A 26443-nucleotide genomic window follows, 5' to 3' on the forward strand; every position below is an offset into this window, starting at 1 on the left:
ATGAAAAGACCAGCATACGTTACAGATAAAGCATTAAAGACATTTATAAAAAATGCTCTTGAAGAAGATATTCAGGATGGTGATCATTCTACCCTATCCACTATTCCACAGGATCTTGTACAGAGTGCAAAGCTTTTAGTTAAACAGGACTGTATTCTTGCAGGTGTTGAGCTGGCTGAAATCATTTTCAACACTTTTGATAAAAATTTAAAAGTTGAAGTTTTCATTAAAGACGGAACTCCTTGCAAGTTCGGAGATGTAGCCCTTATCGTAACAGGAAGTGCAAGATCTATCCTTTCTACGGAGAGATTCGTTCTTAACTGTATCCAAAGAATGAGCGGTATCGCAACCCTTACTCACGACTGGGACTCAAGGTTAGTAGGTACAAAAACTAAACTTTTAGATACCAGAAAAACGACTCCCAACTTCAGAATATGCGAAAAATGGGCTGTTGCTATTGGAGGAGGGACCAATCACAGGTATGGTCTTTATGATATGATTATGCTGAAAGACAATCACATCGATTACAACGGAAGCATCACCAATGCAGTAGCAATGGCAAAAGATTACGTTAAAAAGAATAAGAAAAAGTTAAAAATAGAAGTTGAAACCAGAAACCTTGAGGAAGTTCAGGAGGCCATCAATGCGAAAGTTGACAGAATTATGCTTGATAATATGGATATTGAAACCATGAAGCAGGCTGTAAAAATGATCAATGGCTCATGCGAGTCCGAAGCTTCAGGAGGAATTACCCGTGATATGCTGAAAGAAATTGCTTCTACAGGAGTTACATTTATCTCTGCTGGAGCCCTTACACACTCTGCTGAGAATATAGATTTGAGTCTCAAAGCAGTGAAATAGCATTGAATTTTTAACAAAAACACCCCCACTTTGTTAAAAATTCAATAACATGACTTTTTTCATACAAAAATTCAATTTTTAGCCATAATATTGAATTTCAACATATTAACATTATTAAGACTGATTAAAAATTAACATTGAGTTAATAATAGTTAAATTTTATTTTGCGAATTTTGCAGAAAATTAAATCTAACTATTACTAACGATTATGAAATTAATCAACAAATCGATGCTATCTGCGATAATTACTTTATCAACAGCTAGTGTTTATTATGCTCAACAAGTTCAGGATACTGTAAAAACAAAATCCAATGATATTGAACAAGTTGTATTAACTGGTGTTGCTGATATCGCTAAAGATAGAAAGACTCCAGTGGCAGTTTCAACAATTAAGGAAGCTCAAATTGTTGAAAAATTAGGAAATCAGGAATTCCCTGAAATCCTTAACACTACACCTTCTGTATATGCAACTAAAGGTGGTGGTGGATTTGGAGACTCTAAATTAAACATTAGAGGATTCAGTCAAAACAATATTGCTGTAATGGTAAATGGTATGCCAGTTAACGACATGGAAAACGGCTCTGTTTATTGGTCTAACTGGGCTGGATTATCTGATGTAACCTCAGCAATGCAGGTTCAAAGAGGTCTTGGTTCATCGAAATTAGCTATTGCATCTATTGGAGGTACCGTAAATATCCTGACAAGAGCTTCTGATAAAAAACAAGGAGGAATTGTTTCTTTAGGTGTAGGTAATAATGACTATGTAAAATCTCTATTTGCATATAACACTGGTAAATCTGCAAAAGGATGGTCTTCTTCATTCTTAATGAGTAGAACAGCTGGTTCTATGTATGCAGATGGGACTAAATTCGAAGGATATAACTATTATTTTGCATTAGGATATCAGAAACCTGGAGGTAATCATGATTTCCAATTCACAATTACTGGAGCTCCACAATGGCACAACCAAAGATCTTATGCATCTACAATTGATAACTATATTCTTTACAATCAGGACCACGATGGAACACCAGATAGAAAGTACAACTCTGATTGGGGTTATTTAAACGGTAGAGAGTACTCTGCAAGAGTAAATTATTACCACAAGCCAGTAATGTCTTTAAACTGGGACTGGAATATAAGTGAAAAATCAAAACTTAATACAGTTGTTTATGCTTCTTTTGGTAGAGGTGGTGGTACCAATACAACAGGTACAGCAAATGGAAAATCGTTGAGTACTTTCAGAGATCCTAATACTGGACTTTATAACTTTGATGCAATTTATGCAGCTAACCAAGCTTCAAACCCTACAAAAGGGATATTAATCAGAAATGCATCTATTAATTCTCACAACTGGTTTGGATTAATCTCTTCTTTCAATCACCGTTTCAATGAAAACTTCAAAATCAGTGCAGGGGTTGATGCTAGATACTACCAAGGATACCACTATCAGGTAGTTAGTGACTTATTAGGAGGATCTGGATATCTTGATAAAAACAACAAAAATATTGGTAATAATATTGTAACAGCAACAGAAGGTACAGATCCAAAATGGAATCCTTTCGGAGGTAAATTAATGGATATCAATAACAGAATCGGTTATAGTAATGATTCTAATGTACTTTGGTATGGAGCATTCGGACAATTGGAGTACACAAAGAATGACTTCTCAGCATTTGTACAAGGATCAGTTTCTAACCAAGGGTTCCAGAGAATAGATAACTTCATCATTGATAATGTTACTAAATCTAAGAATGGTACTATCATGCCTACAACAACTGATTACAAAAACCTAACTGGTTACAACATCAAAGGGGGATTAAACTATAACATCAACGAACACCATAATGTATTTGGTAATGTAGGATATTATGAAAAACAACCTTTCTTTAACTCTATTTATAGAAGTAATGAAAATGTGGTTTCTCCAGATGCAACCAATGAAAAAATCTTTGGAGCTGAACTTGGATATGGATTTAGATCTTCTAAATTCAATGCTAATGTAAACATCTACAGAACTACTTGGGATGACAGATACCAAAGAAAAACAGGATTGTCTTATACTGACCCTGTATCAAATGTAAGAACAACTTATTATGCTGAAATTAATGGCATAAGTGAAATTCACCAAGGTATTGAATTTGATGCTAATCTAGTTCTTAACAAATTCTTATCTGCTTACGGTATGTTCTCAATAGGAGACTGGCGTTATAAAGGAACTGCAAATGCTACCACTTTCAACGATACAGATAATTCACCATACATTATTCCAGGAAATACTTCTAATGAACTAACACTTAATTTAGATAAAGTAAAAGTAGGAGAATCTGCTCAGATGACTGCTGCATTAGGTATTACTGTTACTCCAGTTAAAGATTTGAAAGTAGATATGAACTGGAGATATGCTAACAAATTATATTCTTCACTAGATGTTTACTCTTACAGTAGTGCATCTGCTAAAGGAGCTCTTCAGCTTCCTGATTATCATTTGTTTGACCTAGGAATCTCTTATAAAATCAAACTAAACAATCCTTCACAGTACTTTACAATCAGAGGAAACGTTTACAACTTGTTTGATACAACTTATATCGCAGAATCTCTAACAGCTATTCATGCTGATGATAAAACTGGTACTGCTGCTAATGCTCCAACTTACGAACAAGCAGGTAAGTTATATAACGGAGTTGCTACAGGTAACCAGGTGTATTTCGGATTCGGAAGAACTTGGGCAGCAACCTTATCATTCAACTTCTAATAATATCACAATATTAGATTTTATAAATATCAATCCCGGCTTTGAGCCGGGATTTTTGTTATCTTTGTGTACAAAAAATAGAAAGTATGGATTTTTACAACATTTTACTTAATGCCCATAAAGGATTCGGGTATCTTGAAATTCTTTTGGTCACATTATTTATCATTGCACTTTTAGCTACCATGTTCGGTTTCAGTGGAAAAGTGAACAAATTTTTGAAGAAAACAACACTTTTCACGATGATTTTCTTCCACGTTCAGTTTTTATTGGGAATCATTATGCTGATCACCACATTCAGCAAAGGATTAAACATGGGAGAAGTAATGAAAAATGCAGCATTGAGATTCCAATATGTTGAACATCCGTTTTCTATGCTTATTGCAGCTGTTTTGATGACTATTGTTAACAAAAAAGTAAAATCCAATGATACGATCTCTTTAGGAGTGGTATTTATGGGTCTGATTGCAGTAGGTTTATTTGCATTCGCATTCCCTTGGATGAGAGTCTTTGGGGCTTAAAAAATATAAAGAAATTATATGCGTTATAATTTATAAATAGTTTAATCTTAAATTTTTAATTAAATCAATGAAAGTAGCTGTAGTAGGTTCAACAGGAATGGTTGGACAAGTTATGCTTAAAGTTTTGGAGGAGAGAAACTTCCCTGTAACAGAATTAATCCCGGTAGCATCCGAAAGATCTGTAGGCAAGAAGGTGAAGTATAAACAGAAGGAATTTACCATCGTAAGCATGAAGGACGCTATAGCTGCCAAACCGGATATTGCAATCTTCTCTGCAGGTGGTTCTACTTCTGTTGAATTCGCTCCTTTATTTGCGGAAGCTGGAACAACAGTAATTGATAATTCTTCTGCATGGAGAATGGATCCTGACAAAAAATTAGTCGTTCCTGAAATCAATGCTGATGTTTTAACAAAAGAAGATAAAATCATTGCAAATCCGAATTGTTCTACCATTCAGTTGGTAATGGTTCTTGGACCTTTGAACAAAAAATATGATTTAAAAAGAGTAATCGTTTCTACTTATCAGTCTGTAACAGGAACTGGTAAAGCTGCTGTAGACCAGTTAAACGGTGAAATCAGCGGAGATGATTCTACTGAAAAAGTATATCCTTATCAGATCTTCAAAAATGCATTGCCACACTGTGATGTATTTGCAGATGATGATTACACAAAAGAAGAGATCAAACTGATGAAGGAGCCTAAGAAAATTTTAGGTGATGATACCTTTAACTTAACAGCAACTGCGGTAAGAGTTCCGGTTCAGGGTGGGCACTCAGAAAGTGTAAACATTGAGTTCGAAAATGAATTTGAATTGGATGAAGTAAGAAAAATCTTATCTGAAACTCCAGGGGTAATCGTAATGGACGATGTGAAAAACAACCACTACCCGATGCCATTATATTCTGAAGGAAAAGACGAAGTTTTCGTAGGAAGAATCAGAAGGGATCTGTCGCAGCCCAAAACGCTCAACCTCTGGATTGTAGCAGACAATCTGAGGAAAGGAGCAGCAACAAACGCTGTACAAATCGCAGAATACCTTGTAGCAAATAACTTAGTATAAACTAACAAAATAAAAAAGAGTCTCAAAATTGAGATTCTTTTTTTTATCAAACTCTATATGAATACCCAGAAAAATACCCACAAAGAGAAAATAGGATTCCAAAAACTTATTGCAGTATTTGGAGTGATCCTTTTTATCGGAAAGATTATTGCCTGGAAACTCACCAATTCCGATGCCGTATTTTCCGATGCCATGGAAAGTATTGTTAACGTCATAAGTGCATTCATGGGACTGTATTCTCTTCATCTTGCTGCTAAGCCTAAAGACGAAGACCATCCGTATGGACACGGAAAAGTAGAATTCGTCACTTCCGGTATTGAAGGAGCTTTGATTGCCATAGCCGGCAGTATGATCATCTATGAAGGAATTCACAGCCTTATTGTAGGAAAAACACTAAGTAAAATTGATCTTGGGATATGGATTATTGCTGCCACTGCAGTTATTAATTATATGTTAGGATATATTTCTATTAAAAAAGGAGAAAGAGAAAATTCTCTGGTTCTGATTTCATCTGGAAAACATCTTCAATCTGATACGATTACGACTCTTGGAGTGGTTGCCAGTTTAATCATTGTTTATTTTACTAAAATTTATTGGCTAGACTCTGTGGTAGCACTTACTTTCGGACTTTATATCATATTTGTAGGCTATAAAATCGTCCGAAAATCTTTAAGCGGAATTATGGATGAGCAGGATCCTGAAATATTAAATCAGGTCATTAAAATTCTTGAAGAAAACAGGCAGATAGAATGGATAGATGTACACAATATGAAAATCCAGCAGTTTGGTTCTTCACTGCATATTGATGCTCATATAACGCTTCCGTGGTATTATGATCTTCGTGATGCCCATGGCGAAATGGAAAAAGTAATCATTCTTCTTGCCAAAAACATCAAGCGTACTATTGAATTCAATTTCCATATGGACGACTGTAAACCTATTTCATGTTCAATCTGCCAGATCAAAGAGTGTCCCGTACGCGAAAAAGATTTTGTAAAACGGGTAGAATGGACCCCGGAAAATGTGACCAGTGTGGATAAACACACTGTAGAATAATTTAGGAATATTCAATTAAATCTTTATGCCTGGTTTCCTTTATTTTCTTTACTAAGCATCTGCTTTCTGTAATAAAACATCGGAACAACCAGTAATATGATCAAAGGCTGGATGACGAACCTTCTCATATAAAAAGAAAAAAGATATCCTATTTCGAATCTGTCTGAAATACAATACAGATAAATCGGCAGCGATATCATAAAGACAATAGTAATCATCAAAGCACCCTGCAATGTCCATTGCCTGTTTTTAAATAAACCATAAATAATCAGACAGGAAAACAGAAGGTTCAAAAGAAACCTGAACAAGTGTCCTCCAATCAGTTTCCCCCACTCAAATGCAGGGAATTCAATATTTTTATTTGCTTCATGAAAATAATTAAGGAAAGGATCATAAAAAAGAGTATCCTCCAGAGCTCTCACTCCTATCAATCCGCAGATTCCTGCTATAACCAAAAGCCAATTAAGAATTCTCATGTTGTAAAGCAAAAAATTTAATCCAGACCAGCCAAAGCAAAACTACCGTTCCATAAATGATAGCAGGGAAAATAAAGTCGTGAAACATTTTTCCGTATTGCTCATAATCAGACATCACAATATTCAGCCCTACAATTCTAAGGATATTCATGATATATAATAAAACCAACCCTACTCCCACAAATACAAAAGTCTTTGCACCTTTATAAAATGCAAAAACAAAGGATACAAACAGAATGATAACAGAAATAGCATTACAGCCTTCCACCATTCTTGTCTCATATCTGTCTTTGACATAAAACCAAACCTGTTCATTCTTTACATCATCGTAAAGCTGTGTAGGATATCCAAGCACATTCTGTATAGAAGTTACCTGATTCGCAATAATCCTAGAAAAAGGATCCAAACCGGAATCTTTACCGCTATTCAAATAAAGCTGGTAAGCAAAAAGCAGCACCAGATAAACAATAATAAAACGCAATAAAATACCTAAAACAGGTTTAAAGTCTTTCAGCATAATGCAAAGATAAAAATTAGCATGTAATATCCTGAATCTGAACAAAGAAAGTTAAAAATCAAAACCCAAAACCGACAATTATCTAGATAAAACGTAATAATTTTCTCAAAAACGTTTAATAAAATCAATATTTTAAAGCTGCTAACAATCCTCTTTTTTCATTATATATCAGTTCTTTAAACGATTATTTCCAACTCCATGTTAATTTAGTATATTTGTTTCCATATTATGACTTCTGAAAACGCAAAACGATTTTTTGAAAACCATATAGGTAAAAAATCTTCCGAATTCGTCACATTAGCTCAAAGCGGCTCTGCTAGGGTCAATTTTCTGGCCTCAGCCGGTTCTGAAAAATACATCATCACCTACAATGAGAATATTCCGGAAAATGAAAGTTTCCTTTATTATTCTGAAGTATTTTCTAGTCTGAACCTTAATACACCTTCTATTCTTGCTATTACTGATGATAGAAAGATGTACATCCAGGAGTTTTTAGGCCAACAAACACTTTCCGAGGTAATTACAAAGGAACAATTATCTCCTAATGTAAAAGATTTGGTACAACAGACATTAGAAAAGCTTTTTCAACTGCAAAAACAGACCCAGGGAAAAATTGATTTTTCAAGAACCTTTGAATATGAAAGTTATGATGAACTTCCCGTGATTCATGATCTTTATTATTTTAAAAACTTTGTAGCCGATGTTCTGGAGCTGGAATACAACAAATCAACGCTTCTGAAAGAGTTCAAAAAGATTGCAGAACTCGTTGAAAATCTTGAACCTAAAGGAATTATGATCCGTGATTTTCAGGCAAGAAATATCATGGTGAATGAAAAAAATGAAGTCTCTTTCATCGATTACCAATCAGCAATGAAAGGTCCATTACTATACGATGTCACCTCTTTTCTTTTTCAGGCTAAAGCTAACTTCCCGGAAGATTTCAAACAGGAAATGCTGGAATTCTATATTCAGCAGTTCGAAGATTCTGAAACAAGAATTCAGCTGAAAAATGCAGTAATGCCTATTCAGATGATGAGATTTTTACAGGTTTTAGGAGCTTATGGATTCCGAGGATTGATTCAAAGAAAGCAACATTTCATGGCCAGCCTTGAAAAAGGAATCCAGAATATCACCCAATTTGCTGATACATGGGAACTGATGGATCATTATCCGGAACTGAAGAAAGTGATCAAGCAGCTGACATCAGAGAAGACAAAGCAAAAAATTGAGGAAATTATAAATTTGAACCATTAAGAAATATTTAAGTCATTAAGAATATTAAGGTTATGACCAAAAAAGAAGTTACTCAATTGTCATATGAAATTACAGGCTTTGCTATTAAAGTCCATAAGACACTTGGTCCTGGCCTGCTTGAAAGTGTATATCAAGAATGCTTAAAAATCGAACTTACTAAAAATGGTTATGATGTTAAACAACAAGTATATTTTCCTATCAATTATGAAGGGGTAGAAATTGAGACAAAGCTTGTTGTAGATCTCCTCGTCAACGATATAATTATTATAGAGTTAAAAGCTGTAGAAGATGTTTTACCCATCCATGAGGCACAATTACTCACTTACATGAAAGTTCTTAAAAAGCCACAGGGACTTCTTATTAATTTTTTCTCTAACAATATTACAAAGTCAATGAAACCTTTTATTAATGAATTTTTCAAAGAGCTTCCTGACTAAATTTTGATTTATCAAAATCTTAACTTACCTTAAAACCTAAATAAATCTTAATGGTTTAAAAAATAAAAAGAATATGCTACACATCGAGATACACAGTTTTTCTTACAAGAAAGGAGGAATTCCTAAAGACCATTCAGGAAATGGCGGAGGTTTCGCGTTTGACTGCCGTGGAATTTTAAATCCCGGAAGAATTGAAGAATATAAAATCCAGACCGGAAATGACATCGGAGTTCAGGAATATCTGGAAACAAAAACGGAAATGCCTAAGTTTTTAGAACTCATAAAATCTCTTGTTTCCATCAATATAGACGATTATCTTGCCAGAGGTTTTGAACATCTGCAAATCAATTTCGGATGTACTGGCGGGCAGCACAGATCAGTATATTCCGCTATAAAAATCGCAGAATTCATCAAAGAAAAATATCCTGAAGGAACAGCGGTAACTCTTCATCATGATGAACAACCGCAACTCAATCAATAAATGATAAGTGATCATTGATAAATGATTTAATTGTCATTTATTGATGATACAAAGTATTATCATTCATCAATTACCATTATCAATTATAAAAATGAAAGCTCTAATTTTCGCAGCAGGAAAAGGGACCAGACTTAAACCGTTTACAGATCACCATCCGAAAGCTTTAGCCAAAGTAAACGAAGTTCCGCTTCTGGAAAGAAATATCACTTACCTGAAAAGTTTTGGTATAAAGGATTTTGTCATTAACATCCATCATTTTGGAGATCAGATTGTTGATTTTTTAAATAAAAATAATAATTTCGGATGCAAAATCGAAATCTCTGATGAGACCAATGAACTTCTGGAAACAGGGGGCGGCTTGATTTTGCAAGAAAATTTCTTGATCACGGAGAAGATTTTTTAATCATGAATGCTGATATTCTAACAGACCTGAACATCAATGCATTGGTAGAATACCACAAAAAGATAAAAGATTTTGCTACTTTAGCGGTTTCGGACAGAGAAAGTTCGAGAAAACTCCTTTTCAATGATGATATGGTTTTGAGAGGCTGGCTCAATGTTCAAACGGGTGAACAAAGACTGGCGGAATTCAACAAAGGCTTTAAAGCTCTTGCTTTCAGCGGAATTCACTGCATCAATCCTGTCATCTTCGAAAAAATAAAAAGAACAGGCAAATTTTCTGTTATGGAAGAATATCTGGATCTGATGCAAACCGAGCATATACATGGCTTTGTACATGACAGTATCCTTATCGATGTCGGAAGACCATCCTCTGTAATAGAAGCCGAAAAACATTTTAAATAAATTTTGCAATGGAAATTGATGGAACTAGGGATGAAAGTTTAGTAAATCCGGAACTTGACATTAACGAAACAAAACTACATAACAGTTTCAGACAAAAAACCTGGGACGAAACAATTGCTAAAGACAGCTGGATGGTCTTCAAGGTCATGGCTGAATTTGTAGATGGTTATGAAAAACTGGCTAAAATTGGGCCATGTGTTTCTATATTTGGTTCTGCCCGACTGAAGCCGGAGAACAAATATTATGAAATGGCTGTAGATATTGCTGAAAAAATCACCAAAATAGGTTTCGGAATTATCACCGGAGGTGGTCCTGGGGTTATGGAAGCAGGAAATAAAGGTGCTTTTAATGCAAAGGGAAAATCTATCGGACTTAATATTGACCTTCCTTTTGAACAGCATTTTAATCCTTATATCAATAAGTCTTACTCCATGAATTTTGATTACTTCTTCGTAAGGAAAGTAATGTTTGTAAAATATTCTCAGGGATTCGTAGTAATGCCCGGAGGTTTTGGTACACTGGATGAACTGACTGAGGCGATGACCCTGATTCAAACTAACAAAATTGGTAAATTCCCAATTGTTTTGGTAGGAAGTGAATTTTGGGGAGGCCTATTGGACTGGTTCAAGGCCACTCTGTTAAAAGAAGGCATGATTGCTGAGGATGATCTGGATCTTTATCGTGTGGTAGATACGGCTGATGAGGCTGTTGCACATATTAAAGCTTTTTATGATAAATATTCTGTGAATGTAAATTTCTAATTGGCATATTATTTGTGACTTATAACGAACAACTATGATTGTAAATCTATTAATTAAGATGAAAAAACTTTTATATATATCAGGAATTTTAACATTTTTTGTGTTAATGAGTTTTATGTATGTAGACTTTTTCTCTTCAATGACCAAAGTGGACTATATTGATGGAAGCAAGACATTGAAGTTTACCACAAAAATGAATACAAGCCATATCTCTGACGCGATTAAAATCAACCCGAATACGGCAGGATTTGAGGCAGAGGTAAAAAAATATGTGAACAATAATTTTGATGTATTTGTCAATGGGGCTCCTAAAACGATAACCTTTACCGGAAGTCAGGTCAGTGGAGAAACTGTATGGGTATATTTTGAAACCGGAGGGGTTTCGGATATCAATACCTTAAAGATTAAAAACACGATCCTTTTAAGCGCTTTTCCTAAGCAGATCAATCTGGTGAATATTGCCTACAAAGGCAGCCAGAAAACAATGAACTTCCAAAGAGGAAAAGAAGTGAATGAGGTTTCTTTTTAAACGTGAATTAGATTTAACCATTATAAATGAGTACCCTGAAAGTTGAACTTTTCAGGGTATTTTTTTTGACTAATAAAAAATCACATAAAAGAGATAAATTAAGTACAAATACCTAATCTCAAATTTCAGCATTTACACTCTAATATTTTCATTTTCAAGAATGTACATTTGTATAGTAATTACAACCCAACGGGTGAAGCCGGATCACTTTAATCACGGGGCGGAATCTGAAAAGCCAATGAGTAAGAAAACACCAAACAAAACTAAATATCATGGAAGATATAGAACTTAAATCATCCAGTCAGGCAATAGATGTCCTGATCGTAATTGACACAGATTATGTAAGAGCAAATTATAAAACTCCAAGTAAAGATCCTAATAAACCTGTAGGAATTGACCATAACAGCCAGCACATGATTGTTTCAAATGCCAATGCCATCTCAGGACAGGGTTCTGCTGACCTCAACTTCAGCGCAAGAGCCGGAGATGTAGTTTCGTTCAGAGGAACTTCAATTTATCAGAATTCGGATGACGCAGTTATTATTTATAATATTAAATACTGGTCGGGAGATCAGGTTTTTAATAATTTCGTATACAATTCTGTCAGAAGAAAGCAAGCTGCAGTACCAGATGTAAAATCTTTAAACGGTCTCCCTGCAACCTCAGCAGATATAACTTTTGCTAGCATTGACTCGAAGGTAGCAGCTACAGGAAAAGAGAATTTCTATGTACAGTTTGGACTTTATATTTTAGATCCAAATGACAGTAACAAACAGATTCTGTACGGTTACTTTTACTGGGATCCAACAATTACAGTTAAATAAAAGGAAATAAAAAATCACTGCACCAGCAGTGATTTTTGTTTTTTAGCCGTGTTCCGTCTGATACATCGTCGGACATTATGTTGCAGATAATCTCAATATGGAAAGTAACCTGATGGCTTTGAAGAAGTTATTAAAGGACAATGTATTAGCTGAGAATCTCTGATTCATCACTCTGACAAGGGACTGCAATATTGTTCGAATGAATTCAGACCTCATTTTTCAAATCACTATTTAACGCCAAATCAAATGTATAAACAGTCGAACTTAAAAATGAAGACGTATAAAACATCAAGGCAAAAATAAATTTGCTCTGGTTTATTATTTATTATTATTTAATTTGTATCGATATTTCAGGACTAATCAATTACAGCAAGTACATTGGTGTACAAGTTGTTGTTAATGATGCAGGGAATGTTGTTAATCAGGAAATACAATAATTTTTATTTAATGAAGAGAGAGAATAAGGTTTTCTTAATAATAATGATCTGTAGTATAGGCTGGATCATATATTTTTTAAGTATAAGTCTATAAGCCCGCCAACAGCAATAATACTTAAAAATGCCAAATATACTGTAGGAGAAATTACTTCTGTTTATTATGGAGACAGAGCACGTAAAAAGGGGAATGATTTTGCATTTAGTTATAAGGAAGGAGTTATTAGAAATGCTCATCAAGACGGAGAATTCATCAATGGACGAAAATATCTCGTTGTTTATGACTCTGTGAATATCAGAAATGGATATTTGATTTTAGACAAATTTGATATTACTGATTCTTTAAATAAATATCATATCTATAAAAATTATAATTATTATGATGTTGGATGGTCATTGTCTGGAATACCTTTTAAATATAATAAAAGTGATATTGAGCAAGAAGTAAAGATGAACCTCAGAAGTGAATAAGTCTATGACTTGATAAAACCAAAAATCCTCAAAAACATAAAAAAAGGCTGTCTTCACTTGTGAAAACAGCCTTTTTATTTAGACTAATCAGTCGCCTTTAATAAAAATACCTTAATATATTACTCAACTTTGATATTATCGATCTGAAGATCATAAACTCCACCAGTTCCGGTTTTGATAGCGAACATATCTTTTCCGGCTGTTGTGTTAATATCAGCAATACCTGTAAGAGTAAGTTCAACTAATCTCCACTGACCGTTTGTATTAATAGATCCTGTGTAAGAGTTAGCACTTTCTACTCCTAAAGTAGCACCCGTAGAGAATGTTCCTAAGTTAAATACGTAGAAACCTCCACCTGCTTTATATACGTTGAAAGAAAGTGTTTTTCCAGTTGCAGTACCTTTGATATACATGGTAATTCTCTTCGGTACAGCCGGGATTCCTGTAGTAGCGATAGATGTAAATACATAATCGTTAGCTGTAGGTGTTCCTTTGATTTGAAGTGAATTTGTACCATTGTATCCTAAACCAACACCTTGTGTAGCATAAGGCTTAAGTCCGAAGCTGTTTACACTTGTTAAGAAAGTTGCCCAGTTTTCGAAATCAGATCCTGCGAAAAGGTTTACAGCAGAAGCAGAAGGAGCTTCCGGCTCACCTGGGTTGAATCTATCGTTCGGGAAGTTGATATCATCAAGAGTTCTGATATAAGCCTGTTCTGTATAAGTTGTAGTGTTGCTTGTACCTGTATAACGGCTTAAAAGAAGAACGATATCACCACTTTTTGCATATTTAGGAGAGATCGGAGACTTCGCAAAAGTTGCATAGTTACTGAAACGAAGGTCTAATCTTCCTGCTTTTTTATCTGTAATATAACGGTCACCTGTAGCAGATTCATCAGCAAAAGTTTTTGTTAATTCCGGATCTTCAAACTGAACGTTTTTAATTTTTACAAGCTGGTTGATGTGAGCACCATTTTTAAGGGCATCAGAGATAGAAGCGAACTCTAATGGTTTCATTGCAGCTACAACTGGCTTTTGTCCGTCACAAACTCTTGCAACGTAGTTTGAAACTTTATTTGGGTTGATTCTACCGATTGGATAGTTAGGGTCATAAGAACCTACTTTAATGTTTCCATTAACCCCCTGAACGATTAATCCTTTCAGGTTGATTCTTACTAAAGCTCCTGTTGGGAAATCAAGATACTGGTTACCACCATCAATATCAATTTCGATACCTTGAGTTGGGTTTTCAGGCTTATCCTGAAGGAACATCATTTTGTAGATGTTTCCAGACTCATCACTTGAAGAAACATACGCTTCAACGATATAATCTTCTTTAATGATATCAGCTTCAGCAGGTTTTACTTTTGCAATGGTTGCAAGCTCTGATAACTGGTGATTAGCTGCTGCAAATTTGTTGGTACATTTGATTTCCGGCACATCATAATCATCAGTTTTTACACAAGACGAGAATGCCAGCATTGAAATGGCACTAAAGATCGCCGCTTTAAAATATATATTTTTCATTGTTTTCGATTTTTAATTTAATTTTTTTAGAATCTGAATTGAAGGTTCACAAAATAAGATCTACCCTGATTATACCAATATTTAGGAGCGAATACCATGTTTCCACTGTCATAATCATTAGCATAGTCAGTATAGTTAACGTTTCTTGTCTGCTCAAATCCACCTGTAATAAAGTTTCTGTTATTAAGGATGTTATTTACAGATGCAGACACCAATACATAATACTTACCAATCATCCAGGACTTACCTGCATTCACATTAAAGAAGAATGCTGAAGGTAGTTTTGTAGGTGTAAGAACTCTTGCCAGCTCTTCTTCAGTTACGTTATCGTAAGGTACTCCCGGTGTATTAGGGTTGGTATAGAATCTTGCTGTTCTGGTTACCGGAGACGGATCTAAGAACGAATGTCCGAAATAGTTCCATGTTGCTCCCAACCACCAGTATTTAGGACTGCTGTAACGAAGACCTAAAGTATATGCCTCCTGAGGAGTTCCTCCTTGTCTGTAATTTTTAAGAGTAGCTTCCCCCATGTTCGTATAAGATCTTGATACGATATTTCCGCTTCCGTCAAGCTCTCTGAATGTTCCCACAGCATCAGATGCAAAATAAACTGTAGGATTATTTGTATACGTATACTGTCCTAAGCTTAATAATCCACTCGCTGTCAAAGTAGGAGTAACTTTCAGTTGTGCACCAAGCTCAATACCCATGTTTCTCTTATTAGCTCCTGCCAATACCTGTGTAATGAAAGCACCATCCTGAATAGGAGCCTGATCTCCGCTTTCAGTAAGCGTTGTCAGTTTAACTCCCTGTGCGAAATATCTTTGTACACTTGTTTCATTTTGAGTATTAACAAGGTAACCTGTCAATCTAAGTTTTAAGATCGGAGTAGAGATGACATAACTCAAGTCGTTTGCATCAACAACAACGTTCTTGATACCTGGAGTCGTAACACCACTTACTCTTGTATTAAAATAAATATCATTTAAGAATGGAGACTGTGAAAAGTAAGCTCCATTATAAACCAGGAAGTTTCTACCATTGATTTTATAGGTAACCTGACCTTTCACCCCTGCATTCCAGAAGTTTTGATCTGCACCTTTTCCATAAGAAGACTCATACAGATAATGCTGGAACAATCCTTCTCTGCTGTTTGTTGTATAACCGAATAATCCGGAAATAAAGACATCAAATTTCCCTGTTGCGAATTTGAAAGCAGGGTTTATTTTAAATTCCTGTCTTCTGAAAATATAGCTGTACCCGATTTTGTCACCTTCTCTTTTGGCAACATCTGTATCGCTTTCTCTGGTATTAAATTTACCCCAAACACTTCCTGCAGTGGTATTGGATGCAAACGGGTCCATATTCAGGGCGAAATCTGCTCCTAAAAGGTCGTTAACTTCTCTGTACTGTTCAGATCTGTAGTTTTGGTAAGATAAGTTTAAGATGAAACGGGATGTATCATTAAAGTTATAGGTATAGTGAGTAGCTAAATTCCATACTTTATCATCTTTTACATCATCAACAAGATAATACGCAGCTCTTCTACCACCAAGCGCAGCATTATATTCTATGTTTCTGTTGGCATTATAAAGATTATCCCAATTGATCTGTGTATGAGACTGATCATCATTCGTCCACCAATCTCTGGTAATTCCAATGTTCGCAGCCTGTTCAGGCGCTGGGTTGGTATAGTTTAACCAATAGCTTGGTAAATTACGGTAATAGGTTGGAGATGGGTTATTGGCTCTGTACCAATCTAATCTTGAACTGTATTCTTTACCGAACTGGTAAGAAACAGATGTCCATAATTGAGAGTTTTTATTGATTTTCCAGAAATCCTGTAATTGAATCATCGGCTGAAAACCTCTTTTTACTCTTTCATTTCTTTTATCTCCGTTCTGCCATCCCCAGTAAGAGTTGTAATGAACACCTCTGAAGTCATATACTTCCTGAGTACTTGGGCTTGAAGAACTTCTTGAATATTTGGAACCAATGGCATTCAATGTCATTGTATGGCTGTCGCTGAATTTCTTCTCAATACCAAGATATCCGCTGTAAGCATCATAAGCAGTACCATCCTGGATCCCTTCCTGTGCCCATCTTCTCGCAATCATTCCTGTAAACGCCCATCCGTTCTTGCTCATTCCGGAGGAGAATCTGTAAGATAATCTGTTCGTATAGTTTCTGTTGGTAAGAGAATACGTTAACTGACTTCCTTTTCTGTACTCGCTGGCTTTAGTATTCTTATAAAATACTCCGGTAGTTCCTCCGAAAGCATATTCGGAAGGCGCATGGTTAGCAGAGATTTCTGGGTAACGTGTAATTTCATTCAATCCTCCCCAGGTACTGAAGTCTACATCTCCATTATCTGCAGCGGCCATAGAAACCCCATTGATCATATTCTCACCTGTTCTGCTATCAATTCCTCTTGGGCGGAACCAGTATGGTCCTAAATCGAAACTTGCAATTCTGTTGAATACATCCTGAGAAGACTGTAGTAATCCTACAGTTGCAGTTTGCTGTGCACCACCGCTGTCACTTTCTCCGGAATCCTCTACAATAGCCAAACCCTGATCTGCACCATTCAATGCGGAATAAAGAGTAATTACTCCAAGATCTTTTCTTTTCTCATCACTGGTTACGTCAAATTCAAAAATCTTAGTTTCAAAATTGGGTTTTGTAACCATAATTTGATAATGTCCCGGCATCAAATCAGTAAATTGGAAATAACCGATTTTGTCTGCCTTTGCATCATTTCCTGCTCCTTTTAAATCTACATCTGCCTGTTCCACAGGTTTGCCTTCTGCATCCTTAAGATACGCAAACACTGTTGTCTGCGCATAATAATATGACGCAGGCAGCAAAGTAAATAAAGAGATCAATGATAGTTTTTTAATCATGAGTATATTAATTTTTTAATACTTTTCTTATTAATTCTCAACAGTTTAAAAGTTGGGGGCACAAATTTAGTCAAATTTTATAATTCACAACTTTTTTAAGGTAAATTTTTCTTAACATTGCAATCTTTTAAGAATCATTATATAAGTGATGATAAGATTGCTGCTTTTAAATTTACAAATATTTAAAATACAGTGAATTAAAAAAAAGTAAATTTGCAAATTAAATAGTATTAATAATAACTCTAAAGAGATGAAGAGAATTTCGACTCTGTTTGCCATTGTCATTTCGATCATGGCATTCTCACAACAACAAGGAAAATTGAGAAAAGTAGCTACTGTAGGTTTTTTAAATGTAGAAAACCTTTGGGACACTATCCGTTCAGCAGATTATATCGATGGAACTAAAGACATTAAGAATCCTGCTTTTCACAGAAGTATTCCTATGGATTCTATCAAGCTTCTGGAAGCTGAAAAATATGACGGGCCATGGAGTGATGGTGCTTTAAAAGGCAAAAAAGTAGTAAGAGAACAAAGCGGCTCTGAAGAGTTTACCCCCAAAAGTGCAAAAAACTACGGGTCAAAAATTTATAAAGCAAAATTAGCCAACGAAGCTAAAGTAATTTCTGAAATGGGAGCACAATATACCAAAACAGCTCCTGCAATAGTTGGGTTAATTGAGGTTGAAAACAGACAGGTCATTCAGGATCTTGTGAACGAACCTGCTTTAAAAAAATACGATTACGGAATCATTCATTACAACTCTTATGACTACAGAGGAATTGATGTAGCATTGATCTATCAGAAAAGAAGATTCACTCCTACCAATTCATTAAAAAAAGAATTGGTAATCTATGGTGACAGCGGAAAAAGAGAATACACCAGAGATATCCTTGTGGTAACAGGGTTTTTAGATAATGAGAAAGTTGCATTTTTTATGAACCACTGGCCTTCCAGAAGAGGGGGTGAAGCCATTTCATTACCTAAAAGAAATGCTGCTGCTGCTTTATTAAAGAAACAAATGGACAGTGTAAGAGCAGCAGATCCTACGACAAAGCTTTTTGCAATGGGAGATTTTAATGATGACCCTGTAAGCCCAAGTTTAAAAAATCATTTGAAAGCTCAGGCAAGCCCTAAAGATTTAAGCGAAGAAACACCTTATCTTAACCTTATGTATCCTTTATATAAGAAAGGGGTTGCTTCTCTTGCATATCAGGATGCTCCTAACCTATTTGACCAGATTATCGTTTCTAAAAACGTAATTTCAGATCAGGTAACTAAAGAATACTCTGTATACAAGGCAGAAATCTTTGCCCCGGCTTACTTAGTCAATAAAGAAGGAAATTACAAAGGATATCCTTTCAGATCCTGGAACGGAGACCAGTTTACAGGAGGCTACAGTGACCACTTCCCGGCATTTGTAGTTCTTCAGAAAGAACCATAAAAAAGTTAGGCACTCTTATTGGAGTGCTTTTTTATGTAAATACCTTTATCATGAAAAATAGTATTTTATTAGTAATGATTGCTTTGCTTCCTTTCAGCTGTTTTTCACAGGAAACACCAAAGAAAGATAAAGAACAACAGGAAATGAAACCTTCTAAAAACGGAGATGGAGAATGGGATCTTACAGTCATTGACACCCAGTTTGATTATTTTCTGAGTGCTGTAGCCAAGCCCATCAGCCAGTATACAGAATCTTATCTGAAAACAAAAAACACATTTTTGGTGAATGAATGGAACAGTTATTATAATTCCGGGAGATACAGAAATGTTATAGAATCCGGAATAGATTACGATCCTAAGGAAAATTACGGGATCAAGTTTGAATATAAATTATATCAGGTTTTCGTGTATGTAAACTGGAAATATAAATTAAGAATGAACGGATTATCCGGAAGTGATGCGATAAGATAGTTTCATCATTACATCTAATAAAAAAGGTTCAGAATGATTCTGAACCTTTTCATTTTTATAATAGCTGAAAATTATTTATTGAATAATTCTTCTACTTTATCCCAGTTTACTACATCGAAGAATGCAGAAACATAGTCAGGTCTTCTATTTTGGTAGTTTAAATAATAAGCATGCTCCCAAACGTCCAATCCTAAAACCGGAGTTCCTTTAACGTCTGCTACAGGCATTAATGGATTGTCCTGGTTAGGTGTAGAAGATACAGATACAGAACCGTCAGCATTTTTTACTAACCAAGCCCATCCTGAACCGAATCTTGTTTTAGCAGCATCAGAAAAATCATTTTTGAATTTCTCAAGACCACCATAGTTTTCAATAGCCGCTTTTACATTTCCTACAGGCTCTTTGCTTCCTCCTGGCGTTAAAATTTCCCAGAATAAAGAGTGGTTGAAGTGTCCTCCTCCATTGTTTCTTACTGCTGGCTTGTCAGTTCCTGTCTGGCAGATTTCTTCAATCGTTTTTCCTGCTAGTTCAGTTCCTTCAATTGCTTTATTTAAATTGTCAATATATGCCTGATGGTGTTTTGTATGGTGGATTTCCATAGTTCTTGCATCAATAGTTGGCTCTAATGCATCGTATGCATATCCTAGTTTTGGTAATTCAAATGACATAATCTTTATTTTTAATGTTATAACCCAAAAATAACCAATATTTAAGGTATTATCAAGGATTGTAGATTACTTTAATAAATATTTAACATTGATACATTGATTTAGAATGAATTAAGTTTTATTTTTTTTTATTTACGTCCAACAAAAAGCACGAACCTAATGATCCGTGCTTTCCGCTTAACAATATTAAATTAAATTTATTTATTCATAGACATCAGGAATTCCTCATTATTCAGAGTTCCTTTGATGTTCTTATTAACAAATTCCATTGCTTCTACAGGATTCATTTCAGAAAGATATTTTCTGAAGATCCACATTCTCTGTGAAGTCACTTCATCCAGAAGCAGATCATCTCTACGCGTACTGGAAGAAATAAGATCAATAGCAGGATAGATTCTTCTGTTAGCAATTTTTCTGTCTAACTGAAGTTCCATGTTACCCGTACCTTTGAATTCTTCAAAGATTACTTCGTCCATTTTAGATCCTGTATCAATCAATGCAGTTGCAATAATGGTAAGAGATCCTCCTCCTTCAATTTTTCTTGCTGCTCCGAAAAATCTTTTTGGCTTGTGAAGCGCATTCGCATCTACTCCACCGGAAAGAACTTTACCTGATGCAGGCGTTACGGTGTTGTATGCTCTTGCTAATCTTGTAATAGAATCCAGTAAAATAACTACATCATGTCCACATTCTACCATTCTTTGTGCTTTTGCAAGAACAAGGTTGGCAACTTTTACGTGTTTTTCTGCTGCTTCATCAAATGTAGAAGCAATTACTTCTGCATTTACGCTTCTTTCCATGTCAGTAACCTCTTCCGGACGTTCATCGATCAAAAGAACCATCATATATACTTCCGGGTGGTTAGCTGCAATAGAGTTTGCAATATCTTTAAGCAACATCGTTTTACCTGTTTTAGGCTGTGCAACGATCATTGCTCTCTGACCTTTTCCGATAGGTGCAAATAAATCTACAATTCTGGTAGAAATCGTAGAATTGTTTCCTGCCAAATTGAATTTTTCTTCCGGGAAAAGCGGTGTAAGATACTCAAAAGCCACACGGTCTTTGATGAATGCAAGATCACGTCCGTTAACCTCTGTTGGTTTTAATAATGAAAAGTATTTCTCTCCTTCTTTTGGAAGTCTTACAATTCCTTTCACGGTATCTCCGGTTTTCAACCCATAATTCCTGATCTGTGCTGTAGATACATACACATCATCCGGAGAAGAGATATAGCTGAAATCTGAAGAACGTAAAAATCCGTAGTTATCCGGTAAAATTTCCAAAACACCTTCAATACTTACCAATCCATCGAAATTGAATTCTTTTTTATGGTCGTGCTGCTCCTCTGCCTTTTCAGAATGTCTGTTTTGATTCTGATTCTGATTTTGGTTTTGATGCTGGTGTTGTTGGTTTTGGTTTTTATGTTGGTTTCCACTGTTCTGTGGATGGTTGTGTCCTTTTTGAGGTCTGTTAGCCTGTTGTTGAGGGGGATTGTTCGGCTTTTCTTCAGCCTGAGCAGGCTCTTGAGATTCTGTGTTTTTTGGAGTTTCTGGTCTTTCCTGAGATACTTCTGTATTAGCTGTATTGGTAGAAACTCTTTTTCTTTTCTTTTTAGCTTGAGCATTTGCTGCTGATTCTTCACTTACTGCAGCTACTTCCGCTTTTGGCTCTTCCGGTTTTATTTCTTCAGAAGCGGGTACCTTTTCTTCTACTTTCTCTTCTGCTTTAGGTTCTTCTGCCGGAGCTTTTGCATTTGTGTTTGTTTTTGGCTTGGCTGCCGGTTTTTTCGGAGCAGCTTTTCTTGCCGGGGCTTTAGCAGGTTTTTCTGCTGGAGCCTCTTCAGTGGTTACACTGGTAGTTTCTGTGGCGTTGAAATAATCTTTTGCAACTTTAGGGTTAGAAGCCTGAAAGTCAAGAATAGCAAAGATCTTGTCATTTTCATTGCTGGTTCTTGCAACTTTAACGCCCAAATCTTTTAAGATTTTAGTCAGTTCCGTTACGGATTTTGACCTTAACGTTTCTATGTTAAACATATTTATGTAAAAATGTAATTAATTGTGAGTAAGAAAAGTAAGTCCGGCGACTTTGGTTTTCAAGTACATTGTATAATGCAAATCTACACTTATTTTTGAATTGTGCAAAATTTATGTTATTTTTGCCAAGAATTTAATATTCAATGCTACAGAGAATACAAACTATATGGGCTTTATTAGCAGTTTTAGCTGCTGTTTTCCTTTTTATAACGGGACAGGATGTTGTCATTTCAGACAGTATTCCTTTGCTTAATTTGGGATGTATAGCCCTTGTTATTATAGGAGCATTAAGTATTTTTAGTTTCAAAAACAGAAAAAGACAAATTTTGCTGAATACCATCAGCATCATTATAAACGTTTTGTTGATTGGTGTATTGGCGTACTGGTTACTAAAATTATCCGGAGGAATTCATTTTCCTGAGAAGGGTATTGAGCCAATTTTCCCATTGATTGCGGTGATATGTCTGCTTATAGCAAATGTTTACACCCGCAAAGATGAGAGGCTCGTAAAATCTGTAGACAGACTTCGATAACCTTACAACGATTTTTTGAGTGAGAACAGCTTCTTTTTAGGAGCTGTTTTTTATTTTTCACCTACTCCTATTTATAATTCTACTCTGTCAGATCAATTAATTTATGTACATTCATGCAACTTTTTAACTGAAACCACGACAGATCATATAACTTTTAATAAAAGACAATGAAAAAGCTAACTTATCTTACTTTATCACTTTTCTCCATATTTACCTTTGCACAGGAAGTTTCCAAAGAAAGGGTAAAAACAGTCCTTTCTACACTGGCATCCGACGAAATGAAAGGCCGTGAAATCGGAACTCAGGAAAACGAAAATGCAGCCAACTATATTGCTAAACTTTTCAAAGAAAACAATCTGGAATACTGTACAGGAAAATCCTATTTAGTACCATTTGACTATAATGGAAAAACAGTATACAATGTCTGCGGTGTCAAAAGGGGGAAATCAGATCAGTATCTTGGTTTCTCAGGACATTTTGATCATATCGGAACCAGTGATAAAACAGGAGACAATATTTATAATGGAGCAGATGATGACGCCAGCGGAATTACAACTCTGGTAGGCATCGCCGATTATTTTAAAAATAAAAAACCGGAATTCTCCATGGTATTTATGGCATTTAATGGAGAAGAGAAAGGAATGCTGGGTTCAAGAGCTATTTCAACAGATAAAAACTTAGATCCTATTTATAATAAAATGACGGCCCTTTTCAATTTTGAAATGGTTGCTACAGAGTCTCAGTGGGGGAAAAATGCATTATATATGACCGGAGACGGATTCTCAGATCTTGATGAACTTTTCAATAAAAATGCAGTAAACGGATTAAAAATAAATGCAGATCCTTATGCAAGGCAACAATTATTTTACCGTTCAGACAATGTAAGCTTTGTAAAAAAGAAAATCATTGCTCACTCATTCTCTACCGTTGATATGACAAAAGCGTCTCATTATCACCACGAAAATGATGACGTCAACATTGTAGACTTTGATAATATGACGCAGATCATCAATAACTTTGGAAAAACTCTGGACAAGCTGAGTCCTAAAAATTTTGCTCCGAAGTATAATGACCAGGTAAAATTTTAAATAAAACCATGATATAAAAACCGCTTAAACAGCGGTTTTTTCATTAAAAAATAATGACATATTACCTCTGATTATTAAGTATCTTTCTGACTTATTGATTCAAAAAAATGAGATACAATAGCCCTGAGTTGTAACAAAAAGACAATTTTTAGAACTTATCCATTAAAGTAAAACAGGATTAAGAACGTCTTATCTTTTAATTTTACGTAATTTTGCTATCCAATTTTTTCATTGAATGAACCAATATATTAAAATACTAAAGTTCGCAAGACCTCACCAAAAATACATCTACGGAAGTTTGTTTTTCAACCTTATGTACTCTGTATTTCAGATTGCTTCCTTAGGGACTATTCTACCGGTTTTGGGGATGCTTTTCGGAACCATTGAGGCCAAAAAATACAGTCATCCTCCTGTATATTCGGGAGAGATTTTAGACTTCTTCTCTTACGCAAAAGAATATGCCAATTATTATGTTCAAACCTTAGTAACTGAGCATGGAGCACTTAATGTTTTGGCCTGGCTTTGTGTGATCACGGCTTTTATGTTTTTACTGAGAAACCTTTTCAGATATTTAGGTTCGTTTTTATTGATCAACTATCGTGTAGGGGTTACTAAAGATCTTCGTGGGGCCATGTACAGAAAGATTCTTTCTTTACCCGTTTCATTTTTTACAGAAAGCAGAAAGGGAGATCTGATGTCCCGTATGTCCAATGACGTAGGGGAAGTTGAAGGTAACATTTTGGGAAGTTTAGTGGAACTGATCAACGCTCCTTTCATGCTGATCAGCACATTGGTAACGCTTTTCTTTTTAAGTACAGAAATGACACTTTTCTCGCTATTAGTATTGCCTGTAATGGGAACGATGATTGCTTTAATCGGAAAAAGCCTGAAAAAAGATTCTCACCAGGCTCAAAATGAGATGGGAAATATCTTCTCAATTGTAGATGAAACATTAAAATCTACAAAAGTGATTAAGATTTTCAGTGCAGAAAAAATAATGGACAACCGTTTTATGCAATCTATGCAGAAATGGATTAACAGTTCAATAAGCTTAGGAAGAAAAAAGGAATTAGCCTCTCCGATGAGCGAATTTTTAGGTTCGGTTACTTTCTTAATTATCGCCTGGTATGGTGGAAAACAAATTATTGTAGAACAAAGTATTTCGCCTGCTGATTTCCTTGTTTTTCTGGGTATTTTCTTCCAGATTTTACCCCCTGTGAAAAGTTTATCACAGTCTATTTCTAATGTACAGAAAGGAGAAGCTTCTCTCGAAAGAGTTTTAGCCATTCTTGATGCTGATGTGAAAATTGACGAAGTGCCCAATCCTGTTTCGATCTCCACATTAAATAGTTCCATTGAATTTAATAATATTGGTTTTTACTATGATAAAGACCACACGATTCTTAAAAATTTCTCACTCTCTATTCCAAAAGGGAAAACAGTTGCTCTTGTTGGACAAAGTGGAAGTGGTAAAACAACCATCGCCAATCTTTTAGCAAGATTCTATGATGTTTCTGAAGGAGAAATTCTGATTGACGGAACAGATATCAAACATTTAAAATTACAGGAGTACCGTAAGCTATTGGGAATGGTAACACAGGAGTCGGTATTATTTAATGATTCTGTTTACAATAATATTCTGATGGGTAAACCTGATGCTACCAGAGAAGAAGTGATTGCAGCTGCAAAAATTGCCAATGCAGATGCATTTATCACCACGCTTCCTGAGGGATATGAATCCAATATTGGGGATGATGGAGGAAAACTTTCCGGAGGTCAGAAACAAAGGGTTTCTATTGCCAGAGCGGTATTGAAAAACCCACCTATAATGATCCTAGATGAAGCCACCTCTGCACTGGATACAGAATCCGAAAGATTTGTACAGGATGCACTGGAGAAAATGATGGAAAACAGAACTTCTTTAGTCATTGCCCACCGTCTTTCTACGATTCAGAAAGCAGACTGGATTGTGGTAATGGAAAAGGGTGATATTGTAGAACAGGGAACACACCATGACCTGATTGCAAAAAGAGGAACCTATCACAAACTTGTTGAGCTTCAAAATTTCGACTAATCTTTTAATTGAATTAAAATGAATCCTATACAAGAGTATTTCTACAGAATCGATGAACCTGAAAGAAGTACTCTTTTATTTTTGCGCGATGCTATTCTGGCGTCAGATCCTGAAAACATTACAGAAACGTTCAGTTTTGGGCTTCCGTTCATCAAATACAAAAAGAAAATGCTGTGCTATTTCTATTACAGCAAAAAATATCAAAAGCATTATCTTAGCTTTTATCACGGTGACAGACTCGATTATCCTGAGCTGATTCAGGATGGCAGAAAGAAGTTTAAAATCCTTCTCATTGATGTAGAAGAGGATCTTCCAGTTGAATTTATATTAAATCTGACTCAGGAGGTCAAAAGATATATAAAATAAAAAATGAACTTGCAACTATTTTTGAGACAAAATTTATATACTCTTTATGCTACATTTTTAGATTGATTAGACATTAAATTTTGATATTCTCTTATGGTTAAAT

23 protein-coding genes and 1 pseudogene are annotated in these 26443 nt (G+C 35.3%); 18 read left to right on the plus strand and 6 right to left on the minus strand.

Annotated features, from left to right (window positions below; translation table 11 throughout):
* The 5 genes from nadC to BOQ62_RS08275 all read left to right on the plus strand — a co-directional run bounded on the left by nadC (position 1) and on the right by BOQ62_RS08275 (position 6250).
* On the plus strand, positions 1–861 hold the full coding sequence (gene nadC, locus BOQ62_RS08255) for a carboxylating nicotinate-nucleotide diphosphorylase (RefSeq protein ID WP_129038580.1): 861 nt from the start codon (positions 1–3) through the stop codon (positions 859–861).
* Between the two features lie 208 nt (positions 862–1069).
* Positions 1070–3616: a TonB-dependent receptor gene (locus tag BOQ62_RS08260; RefSeq protein WP_129038582.1), complete on the plus strand. Its 2547-nt coding sequence runs from the start codon at positions 1070–1072 to the stop codon at positions 3614–3616.
* A gap of 86 nt (positions 3617–3702) precedes the next feature.
* Complete coding sequence (locus BOQ62_RS08265) at positions 3703–4134, plus strand: hypothetical protein (protein WP_129038584.1); 432 nt, start codon at positions 3703–3705, stop codon at positions 4132–4134.
* A gap of 67 nt (positions 4135–4201) precedes the next feature.
* Positions 4202–5194 (plus strand): aspartate-semialdehyde dehydrogenase, encoded by a 993-nt coding sequence (locus BOQ62_RS08270; RefSeq protein WP_129038586.1) that lies wholly within the window; start codon positions 4202–4204, stop codon positions 5192–5194.
* A gap of 57 nt (positions 5195–5251) precedes the next feature.
* Positions 5252–6250, plus strand: a complete 999-nt coding sequence (locus BOQ62_RS08275) for a cation diffusion facilitator family transporter (RefSeq protein WP_129038588.1) — start codon at positions 5252–5254, stop codon at positions 6248–6250.
* 23 nt (positions 6251–6273) lie between these two features.
* Here BOQ62_RS08275 and BOQ62_RS08280 read toward each other — a convergent pair whose 3' ends face one another.
* Both BOQ62_RS08280 and xrtF read right to left on the minus strand, forming a co-directional pair.
* Complete coding sequence (locus BOQ62_RS08280; RefSeq protein ID WP_129038590.1) at positions 6274–6726, minus strand: exosortase F system-associated membrane protein; 453 nt, start codon at positions 6724–6726, stop codon at positions 6274–6276.
* Positions 6713–7243, minus strand: a complete 531-nt coding sequence (xrtF, locus tag BOQ62_RS08285) for an exosortase family protein XrtF (protein WP_129038592.1) — start codon at positions 7241–7243, stop codon at positions 6713–6715. The genes BOQ62_RS08280 and xrtF overlap by 14 nt, the downstream gene beginning before the upstream one ends.
* Positions 7244–7471: 228 nt before the next feature.
* Between xrtF and BOQ62_RS08290 the strand changes: the two genes are divergently transcribed.
* The 7 genes and pseudogenes from BOQ62_RS08290 (at position 7472) to BOQ62_RS08320 (ending at position 12333) form a co-directional block, all read left to right on the plus strand.
* Positions 7472–8497 carry an aminoglycoside phosphotransferase family protein gene (locus BOQ62_RS08290; RefSeq protein WP_129038594.1) on the plus strand — a complete coding sequence of 342 codons (1026 nt, stop codon included), beginning with the start codon at positions 7472–7474 and terminating at the stop codon, positions 8495–8497.
* Between the two features lie 32 nt (positions 8498–8529).
* A complete protein-coding gene (locus BOQ62_RS08295) occupies positions 8530–8934 on the plus strand; it encodes a GxxExxY protein (protein WP_129038596.1) in 405 nt (134 codons plus the stop codon).
* Positions 8935–9007: 73 nt separating this feature from the next.
* Positions 9008–9415, plus strand: a complete 408-nt coding sequence (locus BOQ62_RS08300; RefSeq protein WP_129038598.1) for an RNase adapter RapZ — start codon at positions 9008–9010, stop codon at positions 9413–9415.
* A 91-nt stretch (positions 9416–9506) separates the two neighbouring features.
* Positions 9507–10219: pseudogene (locus BOQ62_RS08305) on the plus strand (NDP-sugar synthase).
* Between the two features lie 8 nt (positions 10220–10227).
* Entirely contained in the window at positions 10228–10980 is a 753-nt protein-coding gene (locus BOQ62_RS08310; protein WP_052186347.1) for a TIGR00730 family Rossman fold protein, read from the plus strand.
* 58 nt (positions 10981–11038) lie between these two features.
* Entirely contained in the window at positions 11039–11509 is a 471-nt protein-coding gene (locus BOQ62_RS08315) for a DUF6702 family protein (RefSeq protein WP_228377469.1), read from the plus strand.
* A 272-nt stretch (positions 11510–11781) separates the two neighbouring features.
* Complete coding sequence (locus BOQ62_RS08320) at positions 11782–12333, plus strand: inclusion body family protein (RefSeq protein WP_129038599.1); 552 nt, start codon at positions 11782–11784, stop codon at positions 12331–12333.
* A gap of 1024 nt (positions 12334–13357) precedes the next feature.
* Here BOQ62_RS08320 and BOQ62_RS08325 read toward each other — a convergent pair.
* Complete coding sequence (locus BOQ62_RS08325; protein ID WP_129038601.1) at positions 13358–14764, minus strand: DUF5689 domain-containing protein; 1407 nt, start codon at positions 14762–14764, stop codon at positions 13358–13360.
* A gap of 26 nt (positions 14765–14790) precedes the next feature.
* On the minus strand, positions 14791–17667 hold the full coding sequence (locus tag BOQ62_RS08330) for a carboxypeptidase-like regulatory domain-containing protein (RefSeq protein ID WP_129038603.1): 2877 nt from the start codon (positions 17665–17667) through the stop codon (positions 14791–14793).
* Positions 17668–17917: 250 nt separating this feature from the next.
* Here BOQ62_RS08330 and BOQ62_RS08335 point away from each other — a divergent pair, with 250 nt between their 5' ends.
* Both BOQ62_RS08335 and BOQ62_RS08340 read left to right on the plus strand, forming a co-directional pair.
* The gene (locus BOQ62_RS08335; RefSeq protein ID WP_129038605.1) at positions 17918–19108 is read left to right on the plus strand and encodes an endonuclease; all 1191 of its coding nucleotides are present in this window, start codon (positions 17918–17920) and stop codon (positions 19106–19108) included.
* Positions 19109–19158: 50 nt separating this feature from the next.
* The gene (locus tag BOQ62_RS08340) at positions 19159–19578 is read left to right on the plus strand and encodes a DUF6146 family protein (protein ID WP_129038607.1); all 420 of its coding nucleotides are present in this window, start codon (positions 19159–19161) and stop codon (positions 19576–19578) included.
* A 71-nt stretch (positions 19579–19649) separates the two neighbouring features.
* Here BOQ62_RS08340 and BOQ62_RS08345 read toward each other — a convergent pair whose 3' ends face one another.
* Both BOQ62_RS08345 and rho read right to left on the minus strand, forming a co-directional pair.
* Positions 19650–20246, minus strand: coding sequence for a superoxide dismutase (locus tag BOQ62_RS08345; RefSeq protein ID WP_129038609.1), 597 nt, complete (start codon positions 20244–20246; stop codon positions 19650–19652).
* Between the two features lie 197 nt (positions 20247–20443).
* Positions 20444–22279 (minus strand): transcription termination factor Rho, encoded by a 1836-nt coding sequence (gene rho, locus BOQ62_RS08350; protein ID WP_129038611.1) that lies wholly within the window; start codon positions 22277–22279, stop codon positions 20444–20446.
* 143 nt (positions 22280–22422) lie between these two features.
* On the opposite strand from rho, the gene BOQ62_RS08355 reads away from it, so the two are divergent.
* From BOQ62_RS08355 to BOQ62_RS08370, 4 genes are all read left to right on the plus strand, one after another.
* Positions 22423–22812 carry a DUF4293 family protein gene (locus tag BOQ62_RS08355; RefSeq protein WP_129038613.1) on the plus strand — a complete coding sequence of 130 codons (390 nt, stop codon included), beginning with the start codon at positions 22423–22425 and terminating at the stop codon, positions 22810–22812.
* A gap of 167 nt (positions 22813–22979) precedes the next feature.
* Complete coding sequence (locus tag BOQ62_RS08360) at positions 22980–23900, plus strand: M28 family peptidase (protein ID WP_129038615.1); 921 nt, start codon at positions 22980–22982, stop codon at positions 23898–23900.
* Positions 23901–24135: 235 nt separating this feature from the next.
* The gene (locus BOQ62_RS08365) at positions 24136–25974 is read left to right on the plus strand and encodes an ABC transporter ATP-binding protein (RefSeq protein ID WP_129038617.1); all 1839 of its coding nucleotides are present in this window, start codon (positions 24136–24138) and stop codon (positions 25972–25974) included.
* Positions 25975–25992: 18 nt separating this feature from the next.
* Complete coding sequence (locus BOQ62_RS08370; protein ID WP_129038619.1) at positions 25993–26340, plus strand: DUF1801 domain-containing protein; 348 nt, start codon at positions 25993–25995, stop codon at positions 26338–26340.
* Positions 26341–26443: the final 103 nt, after the last annotated feature.

It is taken from the genome of Chryseobacterium sp. CH21 (assembly GCF_004119445.1).
Taxonomy (GTDB): Bacteria; Bacteroidota; Bacteroidia; order Flavobacteriales; family Weeksellaceae; genus Chryseobacterium.

Bases quoted from the DNA above. Each gene is read 5' to 3' on its own strand.
- nadC (WP_129038580.1), top strand. From the start codon at position 1: ATGAAAAGACCAGCATACGTTACAGATAAAGCATTAAAGACATTTATA.
- BOQ62_RS08260 (WP_129038582.1), top strand. From the start codon at position 1,070: ATGAAATTAATCAACAAATCGATGCTATCTGCGATAATTACTTTATCA.
- BOQ62_RS08265 (WP_129038584.1), top strand. From the start codon at position 3,703: ATGGATTTTTACAACATTTTACTTAATGCCCATAAAGGATTCGGGTAT.
- BOQ62_RS08270 (WP_129038586.1), top strand. From the start codon at position 4,202: ATGAAAGTAGCTGTAGTAGGTTCAACAGGAATGGTTGGACAAGTTATG.
- BOQ62_RS08275 (WP_129038588.1), top strand. From the start codon at position 5,252: ATGAATACCCAGAAAAATACCCACAAAGAGAAAATAGGATTCCAAAAA.
- BOQ62_RS08280 (WP_129038590.1), bottom strand. From the start codon at position 6,726: ATGAGAATTCTTAATTGGCTTTTGGTTATAGCAGGAATCTGCGGATTG.
- xrtF (WP_129038592.1), bottom strand. From the start codon at position 7,243: ATGCTGAAAGACTTTAAACCTGTTTTAGGTATTTTATTGCGTTTTATT.
- BOQ62_RS08290 (WP_129038594.1), top strand. From the start codon at position 7,472: ATGACTTCTGAAAACGCAAAACGATTTTTTGAAAACCATATAGGTAAA.
- BOQ62_RS08295 (WP_129038596.1), top strand. From the start codon at position 8,530: ATGACCAAAAAAGAAGTTACTCAATTGTCATATGAAATTACAGGCTTT.
- BOQ62_RS08300 (WP_129038598.1), top strand. From the start codon at position 9,008: ATGCTACACATCGAGATACACAGTTTTTCTTACAAGAAAGGAGGAATT.
- BOQ62_RS08310 (WP_052186347.1), top strand. From the start codon at position 10,228: ATGGAAATTGATGGAACTAGGGATGAAAGTTTAGTAAATCCGGAACTT.
- BOQ62_RS08315 (WP_228377469.1), top strand. From the start codon at position 11,039: ATGAAAAAACTTTTATATATATCAGGAATTTTAACATTTTTTGTGTTA.
- BOQ62_RS08320 (WP_129038599.1), top strand. From the start codon at position 11,782: ATGGAAGATATAGAACTTAAATCATCCAGTCAGGCAATAGATGTCCTG.
- BOQ62_RS08325 (WP_129038601.1), bottom strand. From the start codon at position 14,764: ATGAAAAATATATATTTTAAAGCGGCGATCTTTAGTGCCATTTCAATG.
- BOQ62_RS08330 (WP_129038603.1), bottom strand. From the start codon at position 17,667: ATGATTAAAAAACTATCATTGATCTCTTTATTTACTTTGCTGCCTGCG.
- BOQ62_RS08335 (WP_129038605.1), top strand. From the start codon at position 17,918: ATGAAGAGAATTTCGACTCTGTTTGCCATTGTCATTTCGATCATGGCA.
- BOQ62_RS08340 (WP_129038607.1), top strand. From the start codon at position 19,159: ATGAAAAATAGTATTTTATTAGTAATGATTGCTTTGCTTCCTTTCAGC.
- BOQ62_RS08345 (WP_129038609.1), bottom strand. From the start codon at position 20,246: ATGTCATTTGAATTACCAAAACTAGGATATGCATACGATGCATTAGAG.
- rho (WP_129038611.1), bottom strand. From the start codon at position 22,279: ATGTTTAACATAGAAACGTTAAGGTCAAAATCCGTAACGGAACTGACT.
- BOQ62_RS08355 (WP_129038613.1), top strand. From the start codon at position 22,423: ATGCTACAGAGAATACAAACTATATGGGCTTTATTAGCAGTTTTAGCT.
- BOQ62_RS08360 (WP_129038615.1), top strand. From the start codon at position 22,980: ATGAAAAAGCTAACTTATCTTACTTTATCACTTTTCTCCATATTTACC.
- BOQ62_RS08365 (WP_129038617.1), top strand. From the start codon at position 24,136: ATGAACCAATATATTAAAATACTAAAGTTCGCAAGACCTCACCAAAAA.
- BOQ62_RS08370 (WP_129038619.1), top strand. From the start codon at position 25,993: ATGAATCCTATACAAGAGTATTTCTACAGAATCGATGAACCTGAAAGA.